10 protein-coding genes are annotated in these 11,725 nt (G+C 34.2%); all 10 read left to right on the forward strand.

The genetic code is table 11. The annotated features are described in order from the left end of the window. Positions 1-141: 141 nt before the first annotated feature. Positions 142-336, forward strand: coding sequence for a carboxymuconolactone decarboxylase family protein (locus ACIQ56_RS08810; RefSeq protein ID WP_397600700.1), 195 nt, complete (start codon positions 142-144; stop codon positions 334-336). Between the two features lie 87 nt (positions 337-423). Beyond that, positions 424-1,215: a ZIP family metal transporter gene (locus tag ACIQ56_RS08815; RefSeq protein ID WP_397600701.1), complete on the forward strand. Its 792-nt coding sequence runs from the start codon at positions 424-426 to the stop codon at positions 1,213-1,215. Positions 1,216-1,332: 117 nt separating this feature from the next. Continuing rightward, positions 1,333-2,943 carry an adenylosuccinate lyase gene (gene purB / locus ACIQ56_RS08820; RefSeq protein ID WP_397600702.1) on the forward strand — a complete coding sequence of 537 codons (1,611 nt, stop codon included), beginning with the start codon at positions 1,333-1,335 and terminating at the stop codon, positions 2,941-2,943. Next, positions 2,940-3,737 (forward strand): phosphoribosylformylglycinamidine synthase subunit PurQ, encoded by a 798-nt coding sequence (locus ACIQ56_RS08825; RefSeq protein ID WP_397600703.1) that lies wholly within the window; start codon positions 2,940-2,942, stop codon positions 3,735-3,737. Before purB ends, ACIQ56_RS08825 begins: the two co-directional genes overlap by 4 nt. 1 nt (position 3,738) lies before the next feature. After that, a complete protein-coding gene (locus ACIQ56_RS08830) occupies positions 3,739-6,270 on the forward strand; it encodes an AIR synthase related protein (RefSeq protein ID WP_397600704.1) in 2,532 nt (843 codons plus the stop codon). Beyond that, positions 6,270-7,721: an amidophosphoribosyltransferase gene (gene purF, locus ACIQ56_RS08835; protein ID WP_397600705.1), complete on the forward strand. Its 1,452-nt coding sequence runs from the start codon at positions 6,270-6,272 to the stop codon at positions 7,719-7,721. The genes ACIQ56_RS08830 and purF overlap by 1 nt, the downstream gene beginning before the upstream one ends. Further along, positions 7,722-8,261 carry a 5-(carboxyamino)imidazole ribonucleotide mutase gene (purE, locus tag ACIQ56_RS08840; RefSeq protein WP_397600706.1) on the forward strand — a complete coding sequence of 180 codons (540 nt, stop codon included), beginning with the start codon at positions 7,722-7,724 and terminating at the stop codon, positions 8,259-8,261. Then, entirely contained in the window at positions 8,258-9,451 is a 1,194-nt protein-coding gene (locus ACIQ56_RS08845; protein WP_397600707.1) for a 5-(carboxyamino)imidazole ribonucleotide synthase, read from the forward strand. The genes purE and ACIQ56_RS08845 overlap by 4 nt, the downstream gene beginning before the upstream one ends. Beyond that, positions 9,435-10,220 carry an orotidine-5'-phosphate decarboxylase gene (gene pyrF, locus ACIQ56_RS08850; RefSeq protein WP_397600708.1) on the forward strand — a complete coding sequence of 262 codons (786 nt, stop codon included), beginning with the start codon at positions 9,435-9,437 and terminating at the stop codon, positions 10,218-10,220. Before ACIQ56_RS08845 ends, pyrF begins: the two co-directional genes overlap by 17 nt. Before the next feature lie 10 nt (positions 10,221-10,230). After that, the coding region (locus ACIQ56_RS08855) for a phosphoribosylaminoimidazolesuccinocarboxamide synthase (protein ID WP_397600709.1) at positions 10,231-11,725 on the forward strand (1,495 nt) is incomplete at its 3' end.

Raw genomic sequence — 11,725 nt, forward strand, 5'->3', positions numbered from 1 at the left:
ACAATTAACTAACAAATTGGAGCTATTTCTTCAATCTTCACAATATCTTTCTCAACTCTTAACTGGCATTATAAGTTTAGATTTTTTTCTGAAAAAAATGATTCTAACGCTTCTACAGAATATGGTTCGCCAGGTTTAAGAATGAATGCACTTGCAAAACCATTTATGGGAAAAGAAAAGTTTGAAATTATCTCACTTGCAATTAGTATTTTAAATAGCTGCGAAAAATGTGTCATTTCACATGAAAAAGCAGTTATGGATTTAGGAGTTTCAAGAAATAAAATTCATGATGTTATGAAGCTAACTTCTATTGTAAAAGGACTCAGCTCACTTTAATGCTCTTGTTTTATTCTTGGTTTTTTAAGATACTGTGGTTAAAAAAATATGAAAATAAATAAATGTAATAAGGAATAAATTAAAAAAGTGATACTAGATACACATTCCTTTATAAATATCATATTAATAGGTACCACTGTTACTTTTTTAGCATCTTGTCTTGGGGCATTGCCCATTTTTTTCCTAAAAAATATTTCAACCAAAACAAGAGATATCTTAATGGGTATAAGCGCTGGTGTTATGCTTGGCGCTGTTTGTTTTTCACTTATAAATCCTGCTATTACTTTAGCCGAAATTAAATTTACAAATAAATTAACAGTTGCAAGTTACATTGCTTTATTTGTTTTTTTAGGTAGTTTTGGAATAAGTTACCTTAATAAAAAAATTCCTCACGAACATTTTTTAAAAGGAAAAGAAGGCGGCGAAAGTAAAGCATTAAAACGAATTTGGTTGTTTATTTTAGCAATCACAATTCATAATTTCCCAGAAGGTCTTGCTGTAGGTGTTGGCTTAGGAAGCGGCGAAGTAAAAATTGCTTTGCCCATAATCATTGGAATTGCTCTTCAGGACATTCCAGAAGGACTTGTTGTTGCTTTATCTTTAAAAGCTTACGGATATTCTAATAAATACGCTATAAATGCTACTTTAATAGCAGGTCTTGCTGAATCTTTTGGAGCGCTTTTAGGCTGTCTTGCAACAACAATTTCAAACTCGCTCCTTCCAGCAGGTTTGGCTCTTTCCGCAGGCGCCATGCTTTATGTGATATGCGGAGAAATGATACCAGAATTACATCGATCCGGGAATGAATCCAAAGCAACCACAGGATTTATTTTTGGTTTTATTTTAATGCTTTTTTTAGATGTGGGCTTAAGCTGGTAACCCCCTTTATCTCTTTAAAATTTATCTATTTTTAATAATTGTACTTGTATAAGGGAATATTTTTTTCTAAGAGAAACTGACCGTGTGAACAGACATAAATAACCGGAGGTTTGCATCATGATTGAACGTTATTCCCGCCCAGAAATGAAAGCTATCTGGACCGAAGATGCCAAATATGCATCTTGGGCTGAAGTTGAAAAAGCTCACCTCTCTGCTCTTGTCGATTCAGGTGAAGCCCCTATTGAGGTTTTAAGCGTATTTGACGCTGCTTTAAAGAGCAAAAAACCATCTGACTTTCTTAATAGAGAGCAGGAAACAGGCCATGATGTTATTGCTTTTGTATCTGAAGTTGGTGACGCTATGGGAGACAAAGGACATTTTCTGCATAAAGGACTAACGAGTTCCGATGTCCTAGACACAAGCCTTTCCCTCCGCACACGAAAATCCCTTCAAATTATTTCAAATACCCTTCAAAAACTTAGAGAAAATTTAACAAACCAAGCTTTTCTTCATGTAAATACGGTTTGCATTGGCCGGACCCATGGAATTCATGCCGAACCAATGAGTTTTGGCCAAGTTCTTTCTAGCCATTTTGCTGAATTTCAAAGAGCGCATCACGAAATTTTAGATGCACAAAAATTAATGTCCTTTGGAAAACTTTCAGGAGCTGTGGGAACATATTCTCAATTAAGTCCAAAGTTTGAAATGGCAGTATTAAATAAATTAGAATTAGAACCTGAACTTGTTGCCACCCAAGTCATTCCAAGGGATCGCCTTGTTGCTGTTGCTAGCGCTATCTTAGCAGCAACCAACGCTGTAGATCGTTTTTCCACAAACGTTCGTCATTGGGCACGTACTGAACTTGGTGAAGTTTTAGAGCCATTTGGTAAAAAACAAAAAGGCAGCTCTGCAATGCCTCACAAAAAAAACCCTATTCTTGCCGAAAACCTTTGTGGTTTAGCTCGCACAATACGTGGTTTTGCTGGAATGTTATCTGAAAACGTAGCGCTATGGCATGAAAGAGATATTTCACATAGTAGCGTAGAACGTATGGCTCTTCCAGATATTTTCGTAACTGCCGATTTTATGATCTCCCGTTGCGCTTCTTTAATTGAAGGCATGCAAATTCGCCCCGAAGCCATGAATGCGACTCTTTGGAGAACTGGTGGATTGTGGGCAAGCCAAAGTGTATTAACAGCCCTTGTATCAAGCGGAATGAATCGTACCGAAGCCTATGAACTTGTTCAATCTATTGCATTAAATATCTCTGCAAAAGTAACTACATCTGGAGTTGCCCAAAAACAATTTTTAGATGATCTTCTTGCGAATAAAAAAGTTTGTGAAATTGTAGGAAGCAAAACAATTTCAGCTCTTTTTGAAACAGATCGTTACATTAGTTCCGCTCCTGTTACTTTTAAACGTGTTTTTGGAATCACTCCTGAAGAATTTAACCGTAAAAAGACAGAACAAGTTAATCAAAAAGTTCCATCACTTCAAAAAGTAATTAAAGTAACAGTAGAACTTCTTCCTGATGTGCTTGACACCGAGGCAAAAACAATTGCAAACGATATGAAGCTCTCTGGCAACGCCGTGATCAGCTTGCGTCAACAAAAGTCCTTCTTTATTCGCATGGCTGGTGATGCTTCCCCAGAAAACATAAATAAATATGCTTGTGAGGTTTTGCATAATCCTGTTACCGAGCAGTATAAGGTTGAGGTCGTCCAATGAAGAAAAAAACCTTAATACCGGTTTTTCCTGGAACTAATTGTGAAAAAGAATCTTTGTTATGGATTTCAAATAACTTAGATACCGAAGCTGAATTTCTAGATTTAGAAAAACATTCTTCGCTTACGGCGAATGAAATTGACGCTATTTTTATTCCAGGTGGATTTAGCTACGGAGATTATTTAAGAGCGGGAGCCATTGCTTCACGCACGAAAGAAATGGCATTCATAAAAGAAAAATCTAAAGAAAATATTCCCATTTTAGGAATATGTAATGGTTTTCAAATTTTATGTGAAACAGGTCTACTTCCTGGTGCTTTGATAAAAAATATCACTCGTCAGCATCACCATTTTCCTGTTTCAATAAAAATTGATCCCAGTTTTTTAGACTTAAGTAACACTGAAAATAAATGTGTTTGGATTCCAAAATTCAGTCCTAAAAATTTAGAAAATGTAAAAAAAACGTTTTCTACTGAATTTTTAATTCCTATGTCTTGTGGAATGGGAAATTGGCTTCCGCCTCTTAACGAAACAGACAAAATAAATGCAGAAAAAAATGCGATTGTTTATTACAATCACAATGAAAATGGAAGCTATAAATCCATTGCAGGAATTACAAACGAATCAGGAACAATTTTTGGTATGATGCCGCATCCTGAACGCGCTTCAGATAGTTTTGTGGGTGGTACGGAAGGACTTCTTTTCTTACTTGGGATTTCCCAATCCAGAAAAATCAAAATAAAAGCTGGTAGTCCACTAGAAAAATTTTCTGAAAATATAAACAGGGGAGTGAGCTAAGATGTTTGATACATCCCTCATAACAAAAGAGTTTTTAACACAAGCAATTCAATTCGGTTTAAATGAAGAAGAATTGAAAACGTTTTGCAAACAGCTTGGCAGATTGCCATCTTACGAAGAACTTGCCGTATGTGGTGCCCTTTGGAGTGAACATTGCTCTTATAAATCATCGCGAGTTCACTTAAAACGTTTTCACACAGAAGAACCTTGGGTTATTCAAGGTCCTGGTGAAAATGCGGGCGTTGTAGCTATTAATAAAAATTATGGCATTGCTTTTAAAATGGAATCACATAATCACCCAAGTTATTTGGAACCTTATCAAGGTGCCGCAACTGGGGCTGGCGGCATTTTAAGAGATATTTTTTGTATGGGCGCTTATCCAATTGCAAGTTTAAATTGCTTGCGTTTTGGAGAAGGAACGTGGAATGCAAGGCTCATTCGTGACACCGTTCGCGGAATTGGAGATTACGGAAATTCCGTTGGCGTTCCTACTGTTACAGGCGATATCAGTTTTCATCATAATTATAGCAAAAATATATTAGTAAATGCTTTTAATGCTGGAATTATACATAAAGACAAAATATTTAGAGGAATTCTTTCTGAAGCGAGTGAAGAACAAATTGTTCCACTTAAAAAGAAAGCAGAACAAGTTCTTCCTAAAATTAAAGTAACAAACGAAGTAATACCAGAAGTAAACGAAACTCTTTTTCCAGAAAAAGAAAATGTTCTCATTTATTTTGGTTCAGCTACAGGTCGAGATGGTGTTCATGGAGCAACCATGAGCAGCTCTGAGTTTTCAGGGACAGGTGCCGCTTTAAAACCAACTGTTCAAGTTGGTGATCCTTTTGCTGAAAAAGTACTTCTTGAAGCCACATTATCTTTAATTGAAAAAAAATTAACGGTTGGTTTACAAGATATGGGAGCCGCTGGGTTAACATCAAGTTCTGTCGAAATGGCTGGGCGTTCAGGATGCGGTGTTGCCATCGATTTAAATAAAGTTCCACAAAGAGCAAGCAATATGCAAGCCTGGGAAATTTTATTAAGTGAATCACAAGAGCGTATGTTGTGCGCTGTTTCACCTAACAATATAGATGCCGTTTTAAATGAACTTGAAAAATTTAATATTTCATATGCTGTTGTCGGTAAGGTAAATTATACAGGATTATTTACTTGTATTTTTGATAACAAAATTGTTACGGCAACCCCAGTAAATATTTTAGTAGAAGATATTCCAAGATACGAATGGCCAATTCAAAATAAAGAAGAATATTTAAATAATCATAAAGTCATTAAAAACGAAACATGTGAAAATTCTTGGGATGGAGAAAATCATTCTAAAAATCTTTCCTTATCTTTAAATGCAGAAAACAAAGAAGCTCATAAAGATATTTTATCCAATTTAAATTTAGAAAATTTTATTGAAAAATATCCTAAATTAATTTCAAAACTTTATTCTCATCCAACAAATGCAAGCAGATCACCGGTATATCATAATTATTGTTCTACCGTTCAAGGTAACACAATTGCAGCTGTAGGTTCTTTACAATCCGCATCCGCTGGTATTGTTCGTTTACCAGAATATGCTCAAGAAGTCGATTCACAAGGTAACAAAACAAAAACGGGAGCCGCTATTGCAGGTGGATGTGAAGAACGTTGGGTAGAATTAAATCCTTTTGATGGTTCTGGATTATCTGCCTTAAAAATTGCTCGTAAAATAATTGCATCGGGAGCTGTTCCTTTAGCAATGACAGATTGCCTAAACTTTGGTAGTCCACGCTCTCCCGAAGTCATGCGCCAAATCTCCGATGCGGTTGATGGAATTAATATTGTAGCGAAACATCTACATATTCCTATAGTAAGTGGAAATGTAAGTTTAAATAACCAAACTTCAGGCCGCCCTATTCCTCCAACTCCCATGCTTGGCATAGTAGGAAGAGTAGATGATTTCAGTAAAGTACCATTAGACTCCTTACCTCATCGCTTTTTTGAAAAATCCAATGAGAAATCTGTGTTTCTTTATCATATTTCCATTAAAGATGCTTTTGAAAATTCAAGCTATGAAGCATCTCAAACTGCTTGGTTACTTGGTGGTGAGAACTCCAATTGTCCGAAACTTGTTTTGACAAATGAAAAAGAATTATGGCAATGTATTTTAAATACAATCCAAAAATTAAGTCCTAAAATTACAGTGCCTGTTGGACATGGTGGCTTAATTGGTTCTTTAATTTCACTATCCTTAAAATCAAAAAGTGCTTTAGATCTTTCTAGCCAAACTTGGAAAACTTCTACAAAAACACTTTTTGCGGAAGGTAACATGGGATTTATAGTTGGCTTTGATTCCAAAGAAAAAGCAGATATTTTCATGAATCAAGAATTTTTAAACTTGAATGTAAATAAAATTGCGGAACTCAAACATAAAGACTCTGAAATTTCAATGCCTTTATTTAATTTTGACAATGTTTACGCTAAATATTCGCAATCTTTAAAACAATATTTTGAAACGTTATCTTGTGCAAATAAGGAAACAATCTAATGTGCGGTGTTTTTGGAGTTACAAACGCAGAAAATGCTTCAAAAATTGCTTATCTTGGCCTCTTTGCTCTTCAGCATCGCGGTCAAGAGAGTGCAGGGATTTCAACTACAAATGAAAAAATTATAAATACACATAGAAATACAGGCCTTGTTTTTGACGTTTTTAAAGAGAATGATCTTTTAAAACTAGAAGGAAACAATGCAATAGGACATGTTCGTTACAGTACTGCAGGTGGTAATATTGGTGCTAATGTGCAACCCATTACAGCTCGTATTGGCGGAATTCCTGTTTCTTTATCTCATAATGGCAATATCGTAAATTCTGAAGAAATTCGAACTTTTCTTGAAAATTCAGGTGCTATTTTACAAGCCACAGCAGATACCGAACTTATTCTACACATCATGGCACGAAGTAACAAAACTACTTTTATTGAAAAATTAAAACATTCTTTTGAAGAATTATCTGGAGCTTTTTCATTATTAGTATTAACGCCTACTCATCTTTATGCCGTTGTTGATGCTTGCGGTTATCGTCCTCTTTCCTTAGGTAAAATGAAAAACGAAAATGGCATTCCAAGTTGGGTATTATCTAGCGAAACTTGTGCAATGGATTTAGTTGGAGCTGAATTTGTTCGAGATATAGCTCCTGGTGAAATTTTATCAATAGAATTAGCAACAGGACTAACACAAAGTAACATTTTTAACTTAACAGAATTTCAAAATAGAAAATTACAACATTCAAAATGCATTTTTGAACATGTTTATTTTTCAAGACCAGATAGTCTTGTTTGGAATATATTAGCAAATGATGCTCGTTTTGCGATGGGTGAAGAACTTTCAAAAAATAATCCTGTCGATGCTGACATGGTAATTGCAGTCCCCGATAGCGGCGTTCCTATGGCAATGGGTTACGCAAAAGCATCTGGAATTCCTTATCGTATTGGATTGATTCGAAATCACTATGTAGGACGAACGTTTATTGAGCCCACTCAAAACGTGCGAAATTTTAAAGTAAGACTTAAATTAAATCCCGTTAGAGAAACTGTAAAAGGCAAACGTATTATAGTTATTGATGACAGTATTGTTAGAGGAACTACTTCTCGTAAAATTATTGAACTCCTTCGTGAAGCAGGAGCGAAAGAAGTTCATATGAGAATTGCTTCCCCTCCTGTTAAATACCCATGTTATTACGGAATAGATACCCCAAAACGCAAAGAACTTTTAGCGCAAGTAATGACTTCTCTTGAAATGAATGAATATTTAAAATCAAATACATTAGAATTTTTATCTGAAAACCAGTTACTTCAAGTTATGCAAAGCTTTCAAACTTCCTCTTTAAATAAGAAAGAAGAATCTTTAAATGGAGGCTGGTGTACGGCATGTTTTTCTGGAAACTACCAAGATGAAATTGCCCAAAAAAAAGGTTGTATTGAAAAACTAGGAGCAATCTAAATGAGTCCTAAAAATAGTGTCAGTATTATCATGGGAAGCCATTCTGATTATGAAACCTTAAAACATGCTGAAGAAATTTTAATTGAATTTCAAATTCCCTACGAAATTCAAGTTATCAGTGCCCACAGAACTCCCGAACTCATGTTTGAATTTGCAAAATCAGCGACAAAAAAAGGGATCCAAGTTATCATTGCAGGAGCTGGTGGGGCGGCTCATTTACCTGGCATGGTAAGTGCATTAACAACTCTCCCCGTTTTAGCTGTTCCTGTTCAATCAAAATCATTAAATGGATTAGACAGTTTACTTTCCATAGTGCAAATGCCAGGTGGCATTCCAACTGCAACTTTTGCTATAGGAAATGCAGGTGCAACAAACGCAGCTTTATTTGCAATTCAAATTCTTTGTTTACATGATAAAAATTTAGCACAAAAACTAGTTCAATGGCGCAAAAATAGAGCGGATAAAGCTCTTGACGGTAATGAAATCGTTCAGGAAAAATATTTAAAATCTCTTAAAAAACAAGGAAAAAAAGAGGTATGAAAACGATTGGAATTTTAGGAGGTGGTCAGTTAGGAGGGATGCTCTCTGAATCCCTTTTAAAATATGGAGCCAAGGTTGCTTTTTATGATCCTGAACCAACTTCTCCTTCATTTCATCGATCCCCTCTTCATTTTCAGGGTTCATGGAACGATTTTGATAAGTTGAAAGAGTTTTTTTCCCTATGTGATGTTGTTACTTATGAGTTTGAAAATGTTTCCACGGAACTTCTGGAATCCCTTGTTAAAGTAACAGGGAAAAAAATATATCCCTCCGAAAGTGTTTTAACCGTTACTCAAAATAGATTTTATGAAAAAACATTTTTAAAAGAAAATAACATTCCTGTTTGTCAATTTGCATTTGCAAAATCACATGAAGATTTAATTCAAATTCTCCCTACATTTCCTAAACCTTTTATTATTAAAACATCTACAGGTGGCTATGATGGTAAGGGTCAATGGAGCATTGAAAATGATTCTGATATCAACAATTTTAAAAATTCTTTTACGAAAGAAAAATTTGTTGACGTTATCATTGAAGAAAAAATTGCTATTGAATATGAAGCAAGTTGTATCGTTGCACGAAATCAGGATGGAGACTCTGTCTGTTTCCCTATTTTTGATAATGTTCATAAAGATCATATTCTTTATAACACGACAGTTCCATCAAAATTGACAGAAAATATCCAAATCAAACTCAAAGAAATTGCTAAAAATTGCGCAAATAAATTAAATATTATTGGACTTTTGACAACAGAATTTTTTATAACGAAACAAAAAAATAAAGACAATTCACTTCATGAGAGTGATGGCTATTCTATTTATGTAAATGAATTTGCACCTAGACCTCACAATTCGGGACATATATCCAGAAATGCCTGTGACATTAGCCAATATGATGCTCATGCAAGAGCTTTATTAGATCTTCCATTGCACGAACCAAAATTAAATCCTGGATTTTACTGCATGGGAAATTTATTAGGCAATACCTGGATCACACAAGGTAACAAAAGTGAATTAAACTTATCAACTTGGAAAAATCATCCTGAAATTATTGATGTATACTTATATGGAAAAGAAGAGGCAAAATTAAACCGTAAAATGGGGCATTTTATTTCTTATTCAAATAAGAGCCAAGAACACATAAATGCTGCTGAAAGATTTAGGAAGGATTTAAATGAAAAAAAATCATAATGTAAAACTTTGTCTTGGAGTTGATCCCAATCCCACAAATAAAGATTTTGAATCTTTTCGTGAATCTGTATACAAGCATATGGAAATTCTTGAATTTTGTTCTGGAAATTTAAAAGACAGCATTATGAAGCCTCAATTGGCTTTTTTTCTTTCTTACGGCAGCAAAGGTTTACTTTTACTTGAAGAACTTGTTGCCCGTTTTCAAAAACAATACACCATTATTTTAGATGCAAAATTTAATGATATTTCGACATCATTAAAGGCATACCTCGATTTTGTTTTTCATTCTATTGGAGCTCATGGCATTACAATAAGCCCTTTTTTAGGTGAAAAATCAATTCAAATGTCCTTAGAAGAATGTGCTAAACATGTGGGTAAAAAAGGGCGTGTTTATGTTCTTTGTGCCACAAGTGAATCTAGCACCAATCATCTTTCTTTTATTCAAGACAATTGGAAAAAAACACTTTTAGCTTGCACCGAAATTCGAAACGATGTTTTTCAAGGGGAAACTTCGTTACAAAAATTAACAGGCGTTGTTGTTGCTGCAAATAGGGAAAATATTTTATTTTCAAATGAAATAAAAGAAAGCCATTTATCTATTTTATCACCAGGAATTGGTGCTCAAAATGCAGACTGGAATGTAATTGAAAAATGTAAAAATCATCCAAATGAGATTATTTTTCCATTTAGTAGAGCCATTTTTTCAGGTGGAGAAATACCAATTGAACAAATGAATGAAAATTTAATAAAAATTCAAAAATATTTTTAAGGAATTCTATATGACATCCATAAAAAACATCTATATCGGAAAAGTCAGAAATAGTGTTTTTTTAAATAATGAAACCAGAATTATCGAAACAAGCAATCGTATCTCTGCATTTGATTATATTTTTCCTTTTCAAATTGAAAAAAAAGCTGAAATTCTTCAAGCGATATCCGTTTGGTACTTTAATAAAACATCTCATATTATTGAAAACAATTTAATTGGCTGTCTTGACGAAACACACGTTTTAGTTAAAGAAGCAAAAGTTTTTCCTGTAGAAATCATTGTAAGATCTTATCTCACGGGAAGTCTTTGGCGCTTGTATCAGGAAAAAGGTGCTGCAGGTGTTTATTCGGAATATGGGATTAAACTTCCTGAGAATATGACTCAAAATCAAAAATTTAGCACCCCTATTATTACACCTTCTACAAAAGCAGAAAGTGGACATGACCTCCCTATTTCTTGTGAAAAAGCTTCCGAAATAATAGGAAAGGAAAACTGGAGTTTTGTCGAAAAAAAAGCAATAGAACTTTTTCTTTTTGGTGAAAAAGAAGCTTTAATCAGAGGTCTCATCTTAGTAGATACAAAATATGAAATGGGTTTATACCAAAACCGCATTATTTTAGTTGACGAAGTTCACACTCCCGATTCTTCTCGCTATTGGATTGCAAATGGGTTAAATTTATTGGCACCAAAACAAATGTCAAAAGAATTTTTAAGAGAAGAATTAATCAAAATAATAGGAAAACCAGAAGAATATAAAGAAAACCCTGCAAATCACCCTTACTTTAAAGACCATAAAGTAACAGAAGAGTTGTCCCAAAAAATTTCGCGCCGATATAATGAAATGTTTCAAACTTTTGTAGGAGAGAAACAACCTAAAGAAATTTGTGAAACAAATCTTGTTTCTTGGCCAATATCAAAACTAATATTTAAAGAAACAATAAATTCAGCTACCATGCCAGAAAACATTCTTGTCATTGGGAATGGTGGGCGCGATTATACTATTTACTCTTCCTTTTCTAAATTGCCCGAAGTAAATACTGTTTTTTGTGCTGCAGGAAAAAGAAATTGGCATTCCGCAAAATATGCAGAATGCCCATCAACACAAGTCCAAGAAATTGCAAAATTTGCTAAAGAAAATAAAGTAGGACTTGTGATTGCTGGACCTGAAAATCCTATTGCTCAAGGAATTGAAGAATATTGTTCTCAAAATCATATTCCTGTTTTAGCTCCTTCATTAAATTGCGCTTCCTTAGAGGCTAGTAAAATTATATGCAAAGAAGTGATTCAATCTGCTGGAGTTCAAACGGCAAAATCTGAAATAATAAGCTGGAATCAATTAAAAATAAAACTAAATCATTTTCTAGAGATAGGAAATTCAAATGAATTTTCGTTACCTTGTGTTCTGAAATATGATAGTTTAGCCGCTGGCAAAGGTGTCTTTGTTTTATTTAAAAAAGAAGATGTTATAGAAGCAATAAAATCTATTGAACAAAATTTACCAGAAT

The sequence above is a fragment of the Silvanigrella sp. genome (assembly GCF_044369315.1).
Classification (GTDB): Bacteria; Bdellovibrionota_B; Oligoflexia; order Silvanigrellales; family Silvanigrellaceae; genus Silvanigrella.

What these genes read in the sequence shown, in the direction of transcription:
- ACIQ56_RS08830 (WP_397600704.1), top strand. Translation starts at nt 3,739, where the DNA reads ATGTTTGATACATCCCTCATAACAAAAGAGTTTTTAACACAAGCAATT.
- purB (WP_397600702.1), top strand. Translation starts at nt 1,333, where the DNA reads ATGATTGAACGTTATTCCCGCCCAGAAATGAAAGCTATCTGGACCGAA.
- ACIQ56_RS08810 (WP_397600700.1), top strand. Translation starts at nt 142, where the DNA reads ATGAATGCACTTGCAAAACCATTTATGGGAAAAGAAAAGTTTGAAATT.
- ACIQ56_RS08825 (WP_397600703.1), top strand. Translation starts at nt 2,940, where the DNA reads ATGAAGAAAAAAACCTTAATACCGGTTTTTCCTGGAACTAATTGTGAA.
- ACIQ56_RS08845 (WP_397600707.1), top strand. Translation starts at nt 8,258, where the DNA reads ATGAAAACGATTGGAATTTTAGGAGGTGGTCAGTTAGGAGGGATGCTC.
- pyrF (WP_397600708.1), top strand. Translation starts at nt 9,435, where the DNA reads ATGAAAAAAAATCATAATGTAAAACTTTGTCTTGGAGTTGATCCCAAT.
- purF (WP_397600705.1), top strand. Translation starts at nt 6,270, where the DNA reads ATGTGCGGTGTTTTTGGAGTTACAAACGCAGAAAATGCTTCAAAAATT.
- purE (WP_397600706.1), top strand. Translation starts at nt 7,722, where the DNA reads ATGAGTCCTAAAAATAGTGTCAGTATTATCATGGGAAGCCATTCTGAT.